15 protein-coding genes and 2 pseudogenes are annotated in these 17,653 nt (G+C 71.3%); 12 read left to right on the top strand and 5 right to left on the bottom strand.

Going from position 1 to position 17,653, the window contains the following annotated elements:
- Positions 1-7: 7 nt before the first annotated feature.
- Positions 8-1,699 carry a phenylacetic acid degradation protein PaaN gene (gene paaN, locus ABZT12_RS02240; RefSeq protein WP_356375839.1) on the bottom strand — a complete coding sequence of 564 codons (1,692 nt, stop codon included), beginning with the start codon at positions 1,697-1,699 and terminating at the stop codon, positions 8-10.
- Positions 1,700-1,847: 148 nt separating this feature from the next.
- Between paaN and ABZT12_RS02235 the strand changes: the two genes are divergently transcribed.
- On the top strand, positions 1,848-3,362 hold the full coding sequence (locus ABZT12_RS02235; RefSeq protein WP_356375836.1) for a 3-hydroxyacyl-CoA dehydrogenase: 1,515 nt from the start codon (positions 1,848-1,850) through the stop codon (positions 3,360-3,362).
- Positions 3,359-3,949 carry a TetR/AcrR family transcriptional regulator gene (locus ABZT12_RS02230; RefSeq protein ID WP_356375833.1) on the top strand — a complete coding sequence of 197 codons (591 nt, stop codon included), beginning with the start codon at positions 3,359-3,361 and terminating at the stop codon, positions 3,947-3,949. The genes ABZT12_RS02235 and ABZT12_RS02230 overlap by 4 nt, the downstream gene beginning before the upstream one ends.
- A 40-nt stretch (positions 3,950-3,989) precedes the next feature.
- On the opposite strand, the gene ABZT12_RS02225 is transcribed toward ABZT12_RS02230, so the two are convergent.
- A complete protein-coding gene (locus ABZT12_RS02225) occupies positions 3,990-4,475 on the bottom strand; it encodes an Lrp/AsnC family transcriptional regulator (protein ID WP_356376694.1) in 486 nt (161 codons plus the stop codon).
- A gap of 191 nt (positions 4,476-4,666) precedes the next feature.
- Here ABZT12_RS02225 and pdhA point away from each other — a divergent pair, with 191 nt between their 5' ends.
- The 7 genes and pseudogenes from pdhA to ABZT12_RS02190 all read left to right on the top strand — a co-directional run bounded on the left by pdhA (position 4,667) and on the right by ABZT12_RS02190 (position 11,883).
- Positions 4,667-5,803 carry a pyruvate dehydrogenase (acetyl-transferring) E1 component subunit alpha gene (pdhA, locus tag ABZT12_RS02220; RefSeq protein ID WP_356375830.1) on the top strand — a complete coding sequence of 379 codons (1,137 nt, stop codon included), beginning with the start codon at positions 4,667-4,669 and terminating at the stop codon, positions 5,801-5,803.
- On the top strand, positions 5,800-6,804 hold the full coding sequence (locus ABZT12_RS02215; RefSeq protein ID WP_356375828.1) for an alpha-ketoacid dehydrogenase subunit beta: 1,005 nt from the start codon (positions 5,800-5,802) through the stop codon (positions 6,802-6,804). Before pdhA ends, ABZT12_RS02215 begins: the two co-directional genes overlap by 4 nt.
- Positions 6,804-8,114 carry a dihydrolipoamide acetyltransferase family protein gene (locus ABZT12_RS02210; protein ID WP_356375825.1) on the top strand — a complete coding sequence of 437 codons (1,311 nt, stop codon included), beginning with the start codon at positions 6,804-6,806 and terminating at the stop codon, positions 8,112-8,114. The genes ABZT12_RS02215 and ABZT12_RS02210 overlap by 1 nt, the downstream gene beginning before the upstream one ends.
- 54 nt (positions 8,115-8,168) lie before the next feature.
- Complete coding sequence (locus ABZT12_RS02205; RefSeq protein WP_356375822.1) at positions 8,169-9,062, top strand: NTP transferase domain-containing protein; 894 nt, start codon at positions 8,169-8,171, stop codon at positions 9,060-9,062.
- Positions 9,059-10,456 (top strand): molybdopterin molybdotransferase MoeA, encoded by a 1,398-nt coding sequence (locus ABZT12_RS02200; RefSeq protein ID WP_356375819.1) that lies wholly within the window; start codon positions 9,059-9,061, stop codon positions 10,454-10,456. Before ABZT12_RS02205 ends, ABZT12_RS02200 begins: the two co-directional genes overlap by 4 nt.
- A 37-nt stretch (positions 10,457-10,493) precedes the next feature.
- Positions 10,494-10,904, top strand: a pseudogene (locus ABZT12_RS02195) (potassium channel family protein); the annotation flags it as partial.
- Positions 10,905-11,274: 370 nt separating this feature from the next.
- Positions 11,275-11,883, top strand: coding sequence for a hypothetical protein (locus ABZT12_RS02190; protein ID WP_356375816.1), 609 nt, complete (start codon positions 11,275-11,277; stop codon positions 11,881-11,883).
- Here the strand turns inward: ABZT12_RS02190 and ABZT12_RS02185 are convergent.
- Positions 11,865-12,260, bottom strand: a complete 396-nt coding sequence (locus ABZT12_RS02185) for a hypothetical protein (protein WP_356375812.1) — start codon at positions 12,258-12,260, stop codon at positions 11,865-11,867. The two genes, ABZT12_RS02190 and ABZT12_RS02185, sit on opposite strands and share 19 nt — an antisense overlap.
- Positions 12,261-12,531: 271 nt before the next feature.
- On the opposite strand from ABZT12_RS02185, the pseudogene ABZT12_RS02180 reads away from it, so the two are divergent.
- Both ABZT12_RS02180 and ABZT12_RS02175 read left to right on the top strand, forming a co-directional pair.
- Positions 12,532-13,227 (top strand): annotated as a pseudogene (locus tag ABZT12_RS02180) (NAD(P)-binding protein); the annotation flags it as partial.
- A gap of 20 nt (positions 13,228-13,247) precedes the next feature.
- Positions 13,248-14,234, top strand: coding sequence for an NAD(P)H-quinone oxidoreductase (locus tag ABZT12_RS02175; protein WP_356375809.1), 987 nt, complete (start codon positions 13,248-13,250; stop codon positions 14,232-14,234).
- Positions 14,235-14,270: 36 nt separating this feature from the next.
- Here ABZT12_RS02175 and ABZT12_RS02170 read toward each other — a convergent pair whose 3' ends face one another.
- Positions 14,271-14,876 (bottom strand): hypothetical protein, encoded by a 606-nt coding sequence (locus tag ABZT12_RS02170; RefSeq protein ID WP_356375806.1) that lies wholly within the window; start codon positions 14,874-14,876, stop codon positions 14,271-14,273.
- A gap of 189 nt (positions 14,877-15,065) precedes the next feature.
- On the opposite strand from ABZT12_RS02170, the gene ABZT12_RS02165 reads away from it, so the two are divergent.
- Positions 15,066-15,608: a bacterial proteasome activator family protein gene (locus ABZT12_RS02165; RefSeq protein WP_356375803.1), complete on the top strand. Its 543-nt coding sequence runs from the start codon at positions 15,066-15,068 to the stop codon at positions 15,606-15,608.
- A 72-nt stretch (positions 15,609-15,680) separates the two neighbouring features.
- Here ABZT12_RS02165 and ABZT12_RS02160 read toward each other — a convergent pair whose 3' ends face one another.
- Positions 15,681-17,315, bottom strand: a complete 1,635-nt coding sequence (locus tag ABZT12_RS02160) for a protein kinase (RefSeq protein WP_356375799.1) — start codon at positions 17,313-17,315, stop codon at positions 15,681-15,683.
- Between the last annotated feature and the right edge of the window lie 338 nt (positions 17,316-17,653).

Below are 17,653 nucleotides of genomic sequence, written 5' to 3'. Positions count from 1 at the left end.
GCGCGCGCTACGCGTCCCGGCGTACCTCGACGATCCGGAAGCGGTTTGCGACGAAGGCGCCGTCGCACAGGGCCGCGTTGGCCGCCGGGTTGCCGCCGGAGCCGTGGAAGTCGGAGAAGGCTGCGGTCTGGTTGACGTACACCCCGCCCGTGAGGTTCAGCGACAGCTGGGCGGCCTCCTCCAGGCAGACCTCCTCGACGGCCCGCTCGACCTCCTCGTCGGCCGTGTAGGCGCCCACCGTCATGGCGCCCTTCTCCCGGACCGTCCGCCGCAGCAGGTCCACCGCGTGGGCCGCGGAGTCGACCGCGACGGCGAAGGAGACCGGGCCGAAGCACTCGCTGGTGTAGGCGGCCTCGTCGTCGGGCTTGGCGCCGTCCAGCTTCACGATCACGGGCGTACGGACGACCGCGTCGGGGTACTCCGGGTTGTTGATCCGCCGTGAGGCGAGGGCGACTTCGCCGAGGCCTGCCGCGGCGTCCAGGCGGGCCTTCACGTCCGGGTTCACCAGCGCGCCGAGCAGCCCGTTGGCGCGCGCGTCGTCGCCGAGGAGACCGTCGACCGCGCGCGCGAGGTCGGCGACCACGTCGTCGAAGGACCGGGGGCCCTCGTCGGTGCGGATGCCGTCCCGGGGGATCAGCAGGTTCTGCGGGGTGGTGCACATCTGGCCGCTGTACAGCGACAGGGAGAACGCCAGGTTGGCCAGCATGCCCCGGTAGTCGTCGGTCGACTCCACGATCACCGTGTTGACGCCGGCCTTCTCCGTGTAGACCTGTGCCTGGCGGGCGTTGGCCTCCAGCCAGTCCCCGAATTGCGTCGACCCGGTGTAGTCGATGATGCGGATCTCGGGGCGGGTGGCCAGCGTCTTGGCGATGCCCTCGCCGGGGCGCTCGGCGGCCAGCGCCACCAGGTTCGGGTCGAAGCCGGCCTCGCCGAGCACCTCGCGGGCGATCCGCACGGTGAGCGCGAGCGGCAGTACCGCGCGCGGGTGGGGCTTCACCAGCACGGCGTTGCCGGTCGCCAGGGAGGCGAACAGGCCCGGATAGCCGTTCCAGGTGGGGAAGGTGTTGCAGCCGATCACCAGGGCGATCCCGCGCGGCACCGGGGTGAACTGCTTGTTCATCGCCAGCGGCGGGCGCTTGCCCTGGGGTTTGGCCCACTCCGCGCTGTCCGGGGTGCGGACCTGCTCCACGTACGCGTAGGCCACCGCCTCCAGGCCGCGGTCCTGGGCGTGCGGGCCGCCCGCCTGGAACGCCATCATGAAGGCCTGGCCGCTGGTGTGCATGACAGCGTGCGCGAACTCGTGCGTCCGGTCGCCGATCCGCTTGAGGATCTCCACGCAGACCAGGGCCCGGACCTCGGCGCCCGCGTCCCGCCAGGCACGCTGCCCGGCGCGCATGTCCGGCAGCAGCACGTCGAGGTCGGCGTGCGGGTAGGTGATGCCCAACTCGATTCCGTAGGGCGAGACTTCGCCGCCCACCCAGTCGTCGGTGCCGGGCTGGCCGAGGTCGAGCCGGCTGCCGAGGAGGGCGTCGAAGGCGGCCTTGCCCGCCGCCGCGTCCAGGCTGCCGTTCTCGCCGTACGCCTTGGGGTGTTCGGGGTGCGGTGACCAGTACGCGCGCGTGCGGATCGCTTCCAGGGCCTGGTCGAGCGTGGGCCGGTGCTGGGCGATCAGCTCGTGCGCGGTCAGTTCGGCGGCCATGCGGGACCAACTCCTCGTCTCAGGAACTCTTCTTCGAGCTCATGACCTGGGCGGAAACAGCCGGACAGAGTTAGAGTAACCGAACGATCGGTCGGGACAAGGGGGTCCGCCGCATCTGTGGAAAACCCCGTGCGGGAGGATCGCGCGCATGACAGGAATCGACCTCAGCAGCCCCGTGGCCGTCGTCGGCACCGGCACCATGGGCCAGGGCATCGCCCAGGTCGCGCTGGTCGCCGGCCACCTCGTGCGGCTCTACGACGCCGTGCCCGGACGCGCCCGGGAAGCCGCCGACGCGATCGGCGCCCGCCTCGACCGGCTCGTCGAGAAGGACCGGCTGTCCGGCGCCGACCGGGACGCCGCACGCGCCCGGCTGCTGCCCGCCGGGAACCTCGCCGAGCTCGCGGACTGTGCCTTGGTCGTCGAGGCCGTACAGGAGCGGCTGGACGTCAAACAGCAGCTCCTGCGTGACCTGGAGGACCTCGTCGACGAGGACTGTCTGCTCGCCACCAACACCTCGTCCCTCTCGGTGACCGCCATCGGCGCCGTCCTGCGCAACCCCGGCCGCTTCGTCGGCCTGCACTTCTTCAACCCGGCACCGCTGCTGCCGCTGGTCGAGGTCGTCTCCGGGTTCGCCACCGACGTCACGTCGGCCACGCGCGCGTACGAGATGGCCCGCGCCTGGGGCAAGACCCCCGTGGCCTGTGCGGACACTCCGGGGTTCATCGTCAACCGCATCGCCCGGCCGTTCTACGCCGAGGCCTTCGCGGTCCACGAGGCCCAGGCCGCCGACCCGGCCACCATCGACGCGGTCCTGCGCGAGTCGGGCGGCTTCCGGATGGGCGCGTTCGAGCTGACCGACCTGATCGGCCAGGACGTCAACGAGTCCGTCACGCACTCGGTGTGGCAGTCGTTCTTCCAGGACGTGCGCTTCACGCCCTCGCTCGCCCAGCGCCGCCTCGTGGAGTCCGGCCGCCTGGGCCGCAAGACCGGACACGGCTGGTTCGACCACGGGGCCGACGCCGAGCGCCCCGAGCCACACACCGCGGAGCCCGCCCAGCCGCCCGCCTACGTCGTCGCCGAGGGCGACCTGGGCCCGGCCGCCGAGGTGCTCGCGCTGATCCGCGAGGCGGGCATCGGCGTACGCGAGGAGGACGAGGACCACGGCACCCGCCTGGTGCTGCCCAGCGGCGGCCAACTGGTCCTCACCGACGGCCAGACCTCCGTCGAGTTCCGAGACGTCGTCTACTTCGACCTCGCGCTCGACTACCGCCGGGCCACCCGTATCGCCCTGTCCGCCTCCCAGGACACCGGTTCGCAGACCCTCTCCGAGGCCATCGGCCTCTTCCAGGCGCTCGGCAAGGACGTCAGCGTCATCGGTGACGTCCCGGGGATGATCGTCGCCCGCACGGTGGCCCGGGTCGTCGACCTGGCGCACGACGCCGTCGCCAAGGGCGTGGCCACCGAGGAGGACATCGACACCGCGATGCGCCTGGGCGTCAACTACCCTCTGGGGCCCTTCGAATGGAGCCGCCAGCTCGGCCGCAGCTGGGCCTACGACGTCCTCGACGACCTGCATCTGCGCGACCCCTCCGGGCGGTACGCGCCGTCTCTCGCGCTCTACCGCCACGCGTACGCCACCGAGAAGCGGGAGGGCACCCCATGACCGCCCCGAAGCGCGACACGTACACCCCGGAGACCCTGCTGTCGGTCGCCGTCCAGGTCTTCATCGAGCGCGGCTACGACGGCACCTCCATGGAGCACCTCTCCAAGGCGGCGGGCATCTCCAAGTCGTCGATATACCACCACGTCACCGGCAAGGAGGAACTGCTGCGCCGGGCCGTCAGCAGGGCCCTGGACGGACTCTTCGGAATCCTCGACGAGGAGCACGCGCGCGTGGGGAGCGCCGAGGGGCGCCTGGAGTACGTCGTACGGCGCATGGTCGAGGTGCTCACCTCCGAACTGCCCTACGTGACACTGCTGTTGCGCGTGCGCGGCAACACGGACACCGAGCGGTGGGCGCTGGAGCGGCGCCGTGACTTCGACCACCGGGTGGCCGAACTGCTGAAGGCCGCGGCGGCCGAGGGTGAGGTGCGCGGTGACGTGGAGGTGCGGCTCGCCACCCGGCTGGTCTTCGGGATGATCAACTCGATCGTGGAGTGGTACCGGCCCGACGGCCGCGGCATGGGCGAGCGGGAGGTGGCCGACGCCGTGGTGCACCTGGTCTTCGAAGGGCTGCGGAACCAGCCGTAGGGTCGTGGCGCGGGGCCCTGTGAGGACCGGGGCCGCCGGGTCAGCCCTGGGGCTCCAGGTCCTCCTCCTCGAAGACCAGCAGCGTGCGGGTGCTGAGCACCTCGGGGATCGCCTGGAGCCGGGTGAGGACGACCTCGCGCAGTGCCCTGTTGTCCGGGGTGTGCACCAGCAGCAGAACGTCGAAGTCGCCGCCCACCAGCGCGATGTGCGAGGCGCCCGGCAACTCCCGGAGCTGCTCGCGGACCGTGCGCCAGGAGTTCTGCACGATCTTCAACGTGATGTACGCGGAGGTCCCCTGACCGGCGCGTTCGTGGTCGACGCGGGCACCGAAACCGCGGATGACGCCGTCCTCGACGAGACGGTTGATACGGGCGTAGGCGTTGGCACGCGAGACATGCACCCGTTCGGCGACCGACCTTATCGACGCGCGGCCGTCCGCCTGGAGCATCCGCAGGATGTCCTGGTCGATGGCGTCGAGCGGACGCGGGGGCGGCAGGGCACTCACCGAGGCCGGGCCCTCGGCCATTTGTTCAGGTGCCATGTCCCCCCGCCTCCCTACCATGGACGTCCTGCGTTCATTTAGGGCTGTGGAGAACCGTTTGTCCACAGGCTGGAGGTGTCAGTAGCCAAATTGTGCCGACGACCGAACAATCGGTAGGTGGGGCGCCTCACATCCGGATGTGCCTCTTCGAGCCACTCCCACGAGGAGGCGCCGTCATGACGGTCATGGAGCAGCGGGGCGCTTACCGGCCCGCACCGCCGCCCGCCTGGCAGCCCCGCACGGACCCCGCGCCGCTGCTGCCCGACGCGACGCCGTACCGCGTGCTCGGCACCGAGGCGGCGGCGCAGGCCGATCCGGAGCTGCTACGGCGGCTCTACGCCCAACTGGTGCGCGGGCGCCGGTACAACACGCAGGCCACCGCCCTCACCAAGCAGGGCCGGCTCGCCGTGTACCCCTCCAGTACCGGTCAGGAGGCCTGTGAGGTCGCCGCCGCGCTGGTCCTCCATGAGCAGGACTGGCTCTTCCCCAGCTACCGCGACACGCTCGCCGCCGTCGCCCGCGGCCTCGACCCCGTCGAGGCCCTCACCCTGCTGCGCGGCGACTGGCACACCGGCTACGACCCGCGCGAGCACCGCATCGCGCCCCTGTGCACCCCGCTCGCGACCCAGCTGCCGCACGCGGTGGGCCTCGCCCACGCGGCCCGCCTCCGGGGTGACGACGTGGTGGCGCTCGCCATGGTCGGTGACGGCGGCACCAGCGAGGGCGACTTCCACGAGGCACTGAACTTCGCCGCTGTCTGGCAGGCACCGGTCGTCTTCCTCGTCCAGAACAACGGCTTCGCCATCTCCGTCCCGCTCGCCAAGCAGACCGCGGCCCCGTCGCTGGCCCACAAGGCCGTCGGCTACGGGATGCCCGGCCGCCTGGTCGACGGCAACGACGCGGTCGCCGTGCACCAGGTGCTGAGCGACTCCGTACGACACGCGCGCGAGGGCGGCGGCCCCACGCTCGTCGAAGCGGTCACCTACCGGGTCGACGCCCACACCAACGCCGACGACGCCACCCGCTACCGCGGCGACGCCGAGGTCGAGGCCTGGCGGGCGCACGACCCGATCGCGCTCCTGGAGCACGAACTGACCACCCGGGGGCTGCTCGACGAGGACGGCGTCGGCGCCGCGCGGGACGCGGCCGAGGCCATGGCAGCCGACCTGCGCGAGCGGATGAACCAGGACCCGGTGCTCGACCCCATGGACCTGTTCGCCCACGTCTACGCCGAGCCCACCCCACAACTGCGCGAACAAGAAGCCCAGTTGAGGGCCGAGCTGACGGCCGAGCAGGAGGGGGAGCAGCGATGACCACCGTCGCTCTCAAGCCGGCCACCATGGCGCAGGCCCTCACGCGCGCGTTGCGGGACGCCATGGCCGCCGACCCCGCCGTGCACGTCATGGGCGAGGACGTCGGCACCCTCGGCGGTGTCTTCCGGGTCACCGACGGACTCGCCAAGGAGTTCGGCGAGGACCGCTGCACGGACACCCCGCTCGCCGAGGCGGGCATCCTGGGGGCGGCCGTAGGCATGGCGATGTACGGACTGCGCCCGGTCGTGGAGATGCAGTTCGACGCGTTCGCCTACCCGGCGTTCGAGCAGCTCGTCAGCCACGTCGCCCGTATGCGCAACCGCACCCGCGGCGCGCTGCCCCTGCCGATCACCATCCGGGTTCCCTACGGCGGCGGCATCGGCGGCGTCGAGCACCACAGCGACTCCTCCGAGGCGTACTACATGGCCACTCCGGGGCTCCATGTCGTACTCCCCGCGACCGTCGCGGACGCCTACGGGCTGCTGCGCGCCGCGATCGCCTCCGACGACCCGGTCGTCTTCCTGGAGCCCAAGCGGCTGTACTGGTCGAAGGACTCCTGGAACCCGGACGAGCCCTCCCCCGTCGACCCGATCGGCCGCGCGGTCGTCCGCCGCCCCGGCCGCACCGCCACGCTCATCACCTACGGCCCGTCCGTGCCCGTCTGTCTGGAGGCCGCCGAGGCCGCCGTGGCGGAGGGCTGGGACCTCGAAGTCATCGATCTGCGCTCCCTGGTGCCGTTCGACGACGAGACGGTCGCCGCGTCGGTTCGGCGCACCGGGCGGGCGGTCGTCGTCCACGAGTCGGGCGGTTTCGGCGGCCCGGGCGGGGAGATCGCGGCCCGTGTCACCGAGCGCTGCTTCCACCACCTGGAGGCACCGGTGCTGCGGGTCGCCGGGTTCGACATCCCGTATCCGCCGCCGATGCTGGAGCGCCACCATCTGCCCGGCGTCGACCGCGTCCTGGACGCCGTGGGACGACTCCAGTGGGAGGCCGGGAACTGATGGCACAGGTGCTGGAGTTCAAGCTGCCCGACCTCGGCGAGGGCCTCACCGAGGCGGAGATCGTGCGCTGGCTGGTCCAGGTCGGTGACGTCGTCGCGATCGACCAGCCGGTCGTCGAGGTCGAGACGGCCAAGGCGATGGTCGAGGTGCCGTGCCCCTACGGCGGCGTCGTCACGGCCCGCTACGGCGACGAGGGCACCGAAATGCCCGTCGGCGCACCCCTGTTGACGGTCGCGGTGGGCTCCTCGGCCTCCGCCGCCGACTCCGAGGGCTCGGGCAACGTGCTCGTGGGATACGGCACGGGAGCACCCCCGGCCCGCCGACGGAGAGTCCGGCCGCCGCAACCCGCGACGACCCCCCACGGCAACGGCAACGCCCCCGCCGACGGGGGCCGCGACGGCGAGGGACCCGTACCGGTGATCTCGCCCCTCGTGCGACGGCTGGCGCGGGAGAACGGGCTGGAGCTGCGGCGGCTGACGGGCTCCGGGCCCGACGGTCTCATCCTGCGGACGGACGTCGAGCAGGCGCTGCGGACGGCCGCGGCGCAGGAGGCCACCGCCCAGGACGCGACCCTCCTCCCGCCCCCCACGCTCTCCGCGCCGAAGCCCGACACCCCCTCCGGCGCCACCCGCATCCCGCTCCGGGGTATCCGGGGAGCCGTCGCCGACAAGCTCTCCCGCAGCCGTCGCGACATCCCGGACGCGACCTGCTGGGTGGACGCGGACGCGACGGAACTCCTGCGGGTGCGTACGGCGATGAACGCGGCCGGCGATCCCAAGATCTCGCTGCTCGCCCTCCTCGCGAGGATCTGCACGGCCGCGCTCTTCCGCTTCCCCGAGCTGAACTCCACCGTCGACATGGAGGCCCGGGAGATCGTCCGCCTCGACCGGGTCCACCTGGGCTTCGCCGCGCAGACCGAGCGCGGGCTCGTCGTCCCCGTCGTCCGCGACGCCCACACACGGGACGTGGAGGCGCTGAGCGCGGAGTTCGCCCGGCTGACCGAGGCGGCCAGGACCGCGACCCTCACGCCCGGCCAACTCACAGGATCCACCTTCACGTTGAACAACTACGGGGTCTTCGGCGTCGACGGCTCCACACCGATCATCAACCACCCCGAGGCGGCCATGCTCGGCGTCGGCCGCATCGTCCCCAAGCCGTGGGTGCACGAGGGTGAACTGGCCGTCCGGCAGGTCGTCCAGCTCTCGCTCACCTTCGACCACCGGGTGTGCGACGGAGGCACGGCGGGCGGTTTCCTGCGGTATGTGGCCGACTGTGTGGAACAGCCGGCGGTCCTGTTGCGCAACCTGTAAGCACGGCGGCGCGGACGCGTTCCGTGTGCTCAGGGCGGCCCGCATACTCGGGGGATGACCGTCCCCGAGCCCCCCGACCGCCCCGGCCCCGCGTACGACGCCGTCGTGCTGGCCGGCGGAGCCGCCCGGCGGCTCGGGGGCGTGGACAAGCCCGGCCTCCGGGTGGGCGGGCGCGCGCTGCTCGACCGCGTGCTCGCGGCCTGCGCCGACGCCGGGACGACGGTGGTGGTCGCCGGCCGCAGACCCACCGCGCGACCGGTGCGCTGGGCGCGTGAGGACCCGCCCGGCGCCGGACCCGTCGCAGCCCTCGACGCCGGGCTGCGTCACACCACGGCCGCGTCCGTCGTGGCGCTCTCCGCTGACCTGCCGTTCCTCGAAGCGGCCACCGTGACGCGGCTGTTGGCCGGTCTGCGAGGGGGAGCCGAGGGCGTGCTGCTCAGCGACGCGGACGGCCGCGACCAGCCCCTCGTCGCCGCGTACCGTACGTCCGCGCTCCGCCGCGAGCTGGCCGTACTCGCCGAACGGCACGGCGGCCTCGCGGGGCTGCCGCTGCGCCGGCTGACCGCCACGCTCGATCTCGTCCGCGTCCCCGACCCCGTCGCGTCGTTCGACTGCGACACCTGGGACGACCTCGCCGCCGCCAGGGCACGCATCAGGGAGCATGGGCACGTGCTGGATGAATGGATTTCCGCAGTCAAGGACGAACTCGGCATCGACCTAGACGTCGACACCGGGATGCTGCTCGACCTCGCGCGCGACGCCGCCCACGGCGTGGCCAGACCTGCCGCCCCGCTGACCACGTTCCTGGTCGGTTACGCCGCCGCGCGGGCCGAGGGCGGCCCCGAAGCCGTCGCCGAGGCCGCGCGCAAGGCCGCCGCTCTCGCCCTGCGCTGGGCGGAGGAGGACGCGGCCGGCGGCCCGTCCGTCCCGGCCCCGGACGCCGGATGACCGGGCGCGGCACCCGCGGCAGCCCGGACGCCGAGGATCTCGACGTCGAGGAAGCCCTCGCCCTGGTGCGAGCGAGCGGTGCCCGGTCCCAGCAACACGAGGGCCCCCAACGCAATGGCGCCGCCGGCACTCCCCGCATACAGGGCGGCGGCCCCCCGGCCGACGACACCGCTCGTCCAACGGACAGCACCCCCACGGCGACGCCCTGGCCCGGGGCCCGGGCCGTCGCCGCACGCGCCGCCCGCTCGGGAGGCCACCGTCCCCCGGTCTCGGTGCCGCTCGACGCGGCCCTCGGGCTCGTACTGGCCGCGCCCCTGGCTGCCCTCACCGACCTGCCCTCCTTCGACACCTCGGCGATGGACGGCTGGGCGGTGGCAGGCCCCGGCCCCTGGGACGTGCGGCCGGCCGGGCTGCTCGCCGGGCATGCCCGGCCCGAGCCGTTGACCGACGGCGAGGCCGTCCCCATCGCGACCGGTGCCCGCGTGCCCTCCGACACCACCGCCGTGCTCCGCAGCGAACACGGCCGCACCGACAGCAAAGACCGTCTGCACGCGGTGCGCGAGGTGGGACACGGCCAGGACATCCGCCCCCGCGGCCAGGAGTGCCGCAGCGGCGACCGTCTGCTGCCCGTCGGCACCCTCGTCACCCCGGCCGTACTCGGCCTGGCGGCGGCGGCCGGATATGACACCCTCACCGCCGTACCCCGCCCGCGGGTCGAAGTCCTCGTCCTGGGCGACGAGTTGCTCACCGAGGGGCTGCCCCACGACGGACTGATCCGGGACGCCCTCGGCCCGATGCTGCCGTCCTGGCTGCGCGCGCTCGGTGCCGAGGTCGTCAAGGTGCGCCGGCTCGGTGACGACGCCAAGGCGCTGCGCAAGGCCGTCACCGGCAGTGCGGCGGACCTGATCGTCACCACCGGCGGCACCGCTTCCGGCCCGGTCGACCACGTCCACTCCACCCTGCGCGGGATCGGCGCCGAGATCGTGGTCGACGGCGTCACGGTGCGCCCCGGCCACCCCATGCTGCTGGCCCGCACCAAGGAGGACCAGCACCTGGTCGGGCTGCCCGGCAATCCCCTCGCGGCCGTTTCCGGCCTGCTCACGCTCGCCGAGCCGCTGCTGCGCACCCTGGCGGGCCGCCCCGCTCGACAGCCGTACACGCTGCCCCTCGCGGAGGGGGTGCGCGGGCACAGTCACGACACCCGCCTCGTTCCCGCCGTCCTGCGTGGGGACCGGGCCGTGGCGCTGCACTACAACGGACCGGCCATGCTGCGCGGGATCGCGGCGGCCGACGCTCTCGTGATCGTGCCGCCCGGCGGTGTGCGGCCGGGCCAGGAGACCGAGCTGCTCGATCTGCCGTGGGCGGCCGACGGGATCGGGGTGTGTTTCACGTGAAACATTCCGCCGCCGACGCGAGCGGGGTGTGTTTCACGTGAAACAACCGGGCCAGGACGCGATCGCCCGCCAAGCGGACGAACACCTGGTCACCCATCGGGTGAAGCTGCCGCGGAGGGTGGTGGACCATCCTTTCCGGCAGGTCGCCAAACGACTCTCGGTCGCCCTGTTCCTACTGGTGGCTACCGCGTTGATCGTCTATGCCGACCACGGCGGCTACAACGACAACGCGGACGGCTCGGTCGGCCTCCTCGACTCCTTCTACTACGCGACGGTCACCCTCTCGACCACCGGCTACGGCGACATCACCCCGGTCAGTCACGGTGCCCGACTCACCAACATCTTCGTCATCACCCCTCTGCGTGTGCTGTTCCTGATCGTCCTCGTCGGCACCACCCTTGAGGTCCTCACCGAACGCACCCGGGAGGAATGGCGCTTGAACCGCTGGAGTCAAGGATTTGGCGGATGTACCACAAGGTGCCCGGCCGGGATTGATGCTCAAGGCGGCGGCGTTCGCTGGGCCACGATCGACTCCTTAATCACCATCGGATAACCAAGGATCAACCCTTTGATTTCCTTGATTGAGTAAAGAGGGGATGGGAAAGGCAATATTTTCACGCGTGCGTGGTCGAGCTGTGTCGAAGGTCCGGAGGATTCTGCTTACTTGCTCGCAAGCGGCGCAGCATGAAAAGTAACCCCCGAGTGAATCGTCAAGCTCAAGTCTCGCTCAGAATGTTCGATTTTCCTTGACGATCAACTAGGCGCTCGACGATTGTTCTGTCCATGCCGCTCCCGGAGGGGGCGAAACGGAGGGAACCATGAACGCCACGCTCACTCGCGCATGCACAGCCGCTGTACTGACTGCCTTTCTCGCTTTAGGAGTGGGAGGAGCGGGCACCGCCTTCGCGGAGGACGCGCCGACGACGGTCAATGCCGACAATGCAGACCAGGACGGGAACCCGATTCCGCAAGCGCCGGCCGACGCCGACGTTGATGGTTCGGTCCACCCGGACGGTTGCCCGGCCGACCCGGGCTTCTCCTTCTCCAAGGTCAAGAGCACGTTCGTCGGTGACAAGTCCAAGACCGTCTATGGACAGTCCGGCATTTTGCTCTCGGTCTCGGTGGCCAAGGGGCACACCTGGACCGGCACCGTCACGTATGCGACCAAGTTCAGTGAGGGGATCCTCTTCGCGTCCGCCGAGGAGACCATCAGCGCCTCGATCTCCTACGCCAAGACCACCACCGTCACCCTTGGCGGGTCGTGGAAGGTTCCCGCGAACCAGGCGGATGGATGGCTTGCCCTTGGTTCGAAGGGCTACTCCTTCAACTGGGAGCACGGTTCTTACAACGGTGGCTGCAAATGGATCGTCTCGAACCACGGGACCGCCAAGCTCCCGGCGCTCTCGCCCTACATCGCCCACTCGTGAGCTGAGGACGATCTGATGAAGCGCTCTCTGCTGGCCGCATCCCTGTCGGCCCTGGCCCTGGTTTCGGCCTGTTCCGGCAGCTCACATTCCCAGGCGACTGCCACCCACGGGTCGACGTCATCACCGGCGAAAGTGACGAGGGGGTCCGACGCGACCACCCCCTCTTCGGCGCAGACCCCGACGAGTCCGGACCGCCTTCCCAATCCGGTCCAGTCGTCACTCCCTGTCGGGTCGAAGACGTTGTACACGGGGTCGGGACATGGTGCGGGCGGCGTCACGCTTCCGGCGTCGGCGGGGAAAGCCTCATCCGTCGCGGTGATGTGGACATGCGCCGGTCCCTCCAAGTTCAACGTAATCGCCGCTGGAAAGTCCCTCATCGGTTCTCAGTGCGGTGACGGGAGCGGCGTGTTCACCGCCGAGATACCGCACGCCAAGATGCGCGAACTGGCGTGGAAGTTCTCAGCGGCCAATTCGGTGATCTGGCGGATCGTCGTCACCCAGCCGTCCGGGGACTGAACAGTTCACCATGAGCATTACGGTTGACCGCGCCGATCTCGCGCGCCCGTTTTAGGCGTGCAGTGCTTCTGGCTGACATCAAGTTTCGGCCAGAAGCACTGCACGCACGCATGTCGTAAATTAACGGGTGCCTTGAACCGCTGGAGATCCACCTTGCGAGATCACACCGTCGTCGTGGGTTTCGGCACCAAGGGGCGGTCCGCGGTCCAGACCGTGTGCGCGACCGGCCTGAGGAAGGAACAGGTCGTCGTGGTCGACCCCAGCGAGAAGGTGATCGAGGCGGCAGCCGCGGAGGGGTACGCGGGAGTCGTCGGGGACGCCACCCGCAGCGATGTCCTCAAGCGGGCCGAGGTGCACAGGGCGCGGCAGATCGTCATCGCGACGCAGCGCGACGACACGGCCGTCCTCGTGACACTGACGGCCCGGCAGCTCAACCGTGGCGCGAAGATCGTGGCCTCGGTGCGTGAGGAGGAGAACGCGCCGCTGCTGAAGCAGTCCGGCGCCGACGCCGTGATCACCAGTTCCGGCGCGGCCGGCCGGCTGCTCGGCCTCTCCGTGCTCAGCCCCGTCGCCGGCATGGTCATGGAGGACCTCATCCAGCAGGGCAGCGGCCTCGACATGATCGAACGGCCGGTCGCGGCGGCCGAGGTCGGCAGGGGCCCGCGCGAGACGGACGACCTGGTGGTGAGCGTCGTCCGCGACCACCGGGTGCTCGGCTACGACGACCCGGCCGTCGGGACGCTCCAGCCGGACGATCGGCTCGTCGCCATCGTCCGGGTCTCACCCGGCACGCGGGTCACGCCCGAGGCGCGGCCGTCGCCGGAGTGACGAGGAGTAGCGTCGCCTCCATGTATGCGATCACGATTCCCGAACCTGGTGGGCCCGAGGCGCTGGTGTGGGCCGAGGTCCCCGATCCCGTTCCGGCGGAGGGCGAGGTCCTGGTCGAGGTGGTGGCCAGCGCCGTCAACCGTGCCGACATCATGCAACGGCAGGGCTTCTACAACCCGCCCCCCGGCGCGTCCGTGTACCCCGGCCTCGAATGCTCCGGCCGGATCACCGCGCTCGGCCCCGGGGTGTCGGGCTGGTCGGTCGGGGACGAGGTGTGCGCGCTGCTCGCGGGCGGCGGCTACGCCGAGAAGGTCGTCGTACCCGCCGGTCAGCTGCTGCCCGTGCCCCAGGGCATCGATCTCAAGCAGGCCGCGGCGCTGCCCGAGGTGACCTGCACGGTCTGGTCGAACGTCTTCATGGTGGCCCACCTCCGCCCCGCCGAGACGCTGCTCGTGCACGGCGGTTCCAGCGGCATCGGCACCATGGCGATCCAGCTCGCCAAGGCCGTGGGCGCGAAGATCGCCGTCACGGCCGGCAGCAAGGAGAAGCTCGACTACTGCGCGGAGCTGGGCGCCGACGTGCTGATCAACTACCGCGAACAGGACTTCGTGGCCGAGATCGAGCGGGCCACCGACGGCGCCGGTGCCGACGTCATCCTCGACAACATGGGCGCCAAGTACCTTGACCGCAACGTCCAGGCCCTCGCCGTCAACGGCCGGCTGGCCATCATCGGACTGCAGGGCGGCAGCAAGGCCGAGCTGAACATCGGCGTACTCCTGGGCAAGCGGGCCGCGGTCAGTGCGACCTCGCTGCGGGCCCGCCCGCTCGGCGAGAAGGCGGCCATCGTCGCCGCCGTGCGGGAGCACGTGTGGCCACTGCTCGTCGCCGGTCACGTCCGTCCGGTCGTCGACCGTGAACTGCCCATGAGCGACGCGGCCACCGCTCACCAGGTCGTGGAGGACAGCGGACATATCGGAAAGGTGCTCCTGGTCGCACCGGGGGCCTGACCGGCGGGCCGCTTGAGGCGGCCGGGGACAGCGCGGCTAGCCGCGCCGTACCCGCAGTCCGGCGAAGGCGAAGCCCAGGCCGAGGCCGATGAGGAGCAGTCCGCTGCCGAGCGGCAGGATTCTCAGTGCGGGCTCGGCCGGACGCTCGGCGACGGTCTGGCCCATGCGCCCCAGCGCGGGCGCCGAGGGCGCGGTACCGGCCTCCTGGGAGGCTTCCGGCGCGGTGGGCAGGGAAGGGTCCGGAATCTCGCCGTCGGCCTGTTCCGGGGCGGCCGGGTCCTCCTCCGCCGTAGCCGGATCATCCGGACGGCCGGGTCGTGCCCGCCCCTCACCGGCCCGGCTCCCGGCCCGGGACGGCGCGGCCGAGGCGGTGGGAGGCGGGGACGCGGAGGGGGACGTAGCGGCGGAGTCGTCGTTCTTGTCCCTCGCTGGGCCGGCCGCGGAGGCGGGTGTGGAGGCGGAGGGGGCGTGAGGGGTGGCGGTGGCCGCGGGGGCGGGGGGCGTCGGGGGCGGGCCGGAGGGGGTGCCGTAGGACGGTGTGCCGCCGAGCGGGCCGAGGAGTGCGGCCGCCGTGAGCATCAGCAGCAGGCCCGTGGTGCGCGGTGAGCGCGGGGCGGGCGGGACGCGCAGTGATGGAGTCATGTGGGTGACCCCCTCCCGGAACCGAGTCGGCAGGATCGACGGGACAAGCCTCACATCCGATGCGCATACCGGCATTCCGGGTTCCGCCAAGCGGAGCGCGGCGCGCGGATCCGGTCGGCGGGCGGCGGATGATCAGCTTCCACGGGGGGCACCACGCTGACCGGTGCGGGTGTGCGAGACAATGGCCGTATGGAGATGCCGAGGAACGAAAGGTCACCGGAGAACCCCCAGATCCTGGTCGTGGGACAGGACGGGATGGCGCTCGGTGGGAGCGGGGACGAGGGTTCCCGCGAGATTCCCGTGACGGAGATGGTGGCTCAGCCGGCCAAGGTCATGCGGATCGGCAGCATGATCAAGCAGCTCCTGGAGGAGGTGCGGGCGGCTCCTCTCGACGAGGCGAGCAGGGCCCGGCTCAAGCAGATCCACCGCAGTTCGGTGGCGGAGCTCGAGGACGGTCTCGCCCCGGAGCTGGTCGAGGAGCTGGAGCGGATCTCCCTGCCCTTCATGGACGACGTGACCCCCAGCGACTCGGAACTGCGCATCGCGCAGGCCCAGTTGGTGGGCTGGCTGGAGGGTCTCTTCCACGGGATCCAGACAACGCTCTTCGCCCAGCAGATGGCGGCGCGCGCTCAGCTGGAGCAGATGCGCCGGGCGCTGCCGCCGGGTGTCGGTGACGGCGGCGGGGCCGAGGAAGGCCAGCCGGGCGGTCGCGTCGGCGGGCCCTACCTGTAGAAACAGCAGCTCCGCACGCACGTACAAGGGCCCGGCGGCCTCGGCCGCCGGGCCGTTCTCATACGGTCGGGCTCAGGACGGGTTGCCCGTCGAGACGCTCAGCTCGATCTCGGGCACGTCCTTGGGGCTGACGTCCGTACCGGCCGACGGGAACTGGTCCATGACCGCGCCCTGGCCGTAGGTGTTCTCGTCCACGGTCTTGACCTTCACCTTCCAGCCGGCGGCCCGGAGGCAGGACTTGACCGAGTCGATGTACTTGAACTGGAAGTTCGGGATCTGGATCTTGTCCGCGTCGTCGTACGCCTCCTGGGGCTCGGTGCACGCGGTCGTCTCGATCGTCTTCGACGTGTCCGGACCGCGGTGGCCCTCCACCGCCGTCGCCGAGGCACTGCCGCTGGTGCTGCTGCCGCCGCCCTTGGTGTCGTCGTTGCTGCCGCCGTTCAACGACAGGGCCACGACCAGGGCGCCGACCGCGACCACGGCCACCACGATCGACCCGATGATCACCGGCCTGTTGCTCCGGCCCCCGCCGCCGCCCGTCGCCGTCGTCACTGGCTGCGGTGACAGGTTGTACGGCGGCGAGGTCGTGCTCCTGTGCTGCCCGTGATGTCCGTACCCGGCCGAGGCCGGCGTCTGGTAGCCCGGCTGCTGCGGATACCCGTACGCCGGGGAGGGCGTCGGAGCGCCGTAGGGACCCGGCTGGTAGGGCGTCTGCACGGGGCCGGTGGGTGCCGGGGCCGCCTGGTCGACCGGCGGGAACACCGCCGAGGCGACGCCCGCGCCGCTCTGCGTGGGCACGCCCGGCACGATGTTCGGGGCGGCCGCCTGGAGCGACGCCGCCACCCGGAGGCACTCGTCGCGCATGGCTTCGGCGTTCGGGAAGCGCTCGTTCGGGTTCTTCTTCAGCGCGCGGGCGATCAGCGCGTCCACGGCCGGCGGCAGCGAGCGGTTGATCGAGGAGGGCGCGACCGGCTCCTCCTGGACGTGCGCGTACGCGATGGCCAGCGGTGAGTCAGCGTCGAACGGGAGCCGCCCGGTGACCAGTTGGAAGAGCATGATGCCGACGGAGTAGAGGTCGCTGCGCGCGTCCACGCCCCGGCCGAGCGCCTGCTCGGGCGAGAGGTACTGCGGGGTGCCGACGACCATGCCGGTCTGGGTCATCGAGGTGACGCCGGACTGCATGGCGCGGGCGATGCCGAAGTCCATGACCTTCACGACACCGCGCTTGGTCATCATCACGTTGCCCGGCTTGATGTCCCGGTGGACCAGGCCCATCTCGTGGCTGATCTCCAGGGCGGCCAGCACGTCCGCGGTGATCTTCAGCGCCTTGTCGGCGGGCATCGCGCCGTGCTGCCGTACGTCCTGGTCGAGCACGGAGCCCAGCGGTCGGCCCTCGACGTACTCCATGACGATGTACGGCATCGTCGTGCCGTCCAGGGCGTCCTCGCCGGTGTCGAAGACCGAGACGATGTTGGTGTGCGTGAGCTTGGCCACCGACTGGGCCTCACGGCGGAAGCGCTCACGGAAGGCCTGTTCGCGGCCGAGTTCGGTGTGGAGAGTCTTGATCGCGACCTGCCGGTCGAGCACGGAGTCGTAGGCGAGGTGCACCGAGGCCATGCCGCCCTCGCCGAGCAAGTCCCGCAGCTGGTAGCGGCCGCCGGCGAGCGCCCGCCCCGCATACCGGCCCTGCGCGCCGTCCTGGCTCATGTTCTGCGTCCCCCATCGGCGCCGGCGGCAGCGGCAGCTGTGCCCGCGTCGACTGTCCAGCGACCGCTCGTCGGTGATCGAATGTGCTATTCCCGGCCAAGTCTGCCCCAGGGCACGGACACGTCAAGCTCGGTGCCCGTTCCGTGACCGTACGCGAAAGAAGAGTCGTGGAAGCGTTACAGGTGCTGTACCGGCGGTACACCGAATTTGCACGGGGGCGTGCGCCGGCGGTTTGATGGCCGGTCTGTCCCGGGCGGGGCCGGGCGGTCTTCCCGGATCGGATGCTTGCGCGGAGGCTGTAGCGTGGCCGACGGAGACCGTGACAACACCGCGCGTAC

The organism is Streptomyces sp. NPDC005423, assembly GCF_040606415.1.
Classification (GTDB): Bacteria; Actinomycetota; Actinomycetes; order Streptomycetales; family Streptomycetaceae; genus Streptomyces.
Note: the sequence above shows the minus strand (reverse complement) of the source record. Positions and strands in the feature narration are given on the sequence as shown.

Excerpts from the sequence above, each read along its gene's own strand:
- paaN (WP_356375839.1), bottom strand. The coding sequence starts at position 1,699 with ATGGCCGCCGAACTGACCGCGCACGAGCTGATCGCCCAGCACCGGCCC.
- ABZT12_RS02235 (WP_356375836.1), top strand. The coding sequence starts at position 1,848 with ATGACAGGAATCGACCTCAGCAGCCCCGTGGCCGTCGTCGGCACCGGC.
- ABZT12_RS02230 (WP_356375833.1), top strand. The coding sequence starts at position 3,359 with ATGACCGCCCCGAAGCGCGACACGTACACCCCGGAGACCCTGCTGTCG.
- ABZT12_RS02225 (WP_356376694.1), bottom strand. The coding sequence starts at position 4,475 with ATGGCCGAGGGCCCGGCCTCGGTGAGTGCCCTGCCGCCCCCGCGTCCG.
- pdhA (WP_356375830.1), top strand. The coding sequence starts at position 4,667 with ATGACGGTCATGGAGCAGCGGGGCGCTTACCGGCCCGCACCGCCGCCC.
- ABZT12_RS02215 (WP_356375828.1), top strand. The coding sequence starts at position 5,800 with ATGACCACCGTCGCTCTCAAGCCGGCCACCATGGCGCAGGCCCTCACG.
- ABZT12_RS02210 (WP_356375825.1), top strand. The coding sequence starts at position 6,804 with ATGGCACAGGTGCTGGAGTTCAAGCTGCCCGACCTCGGCGAGGGCCTC.
- ABZT12_RS02205 (WP_356375822.1), top strand. The coding sequence starts at position 8,169 with ATGACCGTCCCCGAGCCCCCCGACCGCCCCGGCCCCGCGTACGACGCC.
- ABZT12_RS02200 (WP_356375819.1), top strand. The coding sequence starts at position 9,059 with ATGACCGGGCGCGGCACCCGCGGCAGCCCGGACGCCGAGGATCTCGAC.
- ABZT12_RS02190 (WP_356375816.1), top strand. The coding sequence starts at position 11,275 with ATGAACGCCACGCTCACTCGCGCATGCACAGCCGCTGTACTGACTGCC.
- ABZT12_RS02185 (WP_356375812.1), bottom strand. The coding sequence starts at position 12,260 with ATGAGGGACTTTCCAGCGGCGATTACGTTGAACTTGGAGGGACCGGCG.
- ABZT12_RS02175 (WP_356375809.1), top strand. The coding sequence starts at position 13,248 with ATGTATGCGATCACGATTCCCGAACCTGGTGGGCCCGAGGCGCTGGTG.
- ABZT12_RS02170 (WP_356375806.1), bottom strand. The coding sequence starts at position 14,876 with ATGACTCCATCACTGCGCGTCCCGCCCGCCCCGCGCTCACCGCGCACC.
- ABZT12_RS02165 (WP_356375803.1), top strand. The coding sequence starts at position 15,066 with ATGGAGATGCCGAGGAACGAAAGGTCACCGGAGAACCCCCAGATCCTG.
- ABZT12_RS02160 (WP_356375799.1), bottom strand. The coding sequence starts at position 17,315 with ATGAGCCAGGACGGCGCGCAGGGCCGGTATGCGGGGCGGGCGCTCGCC.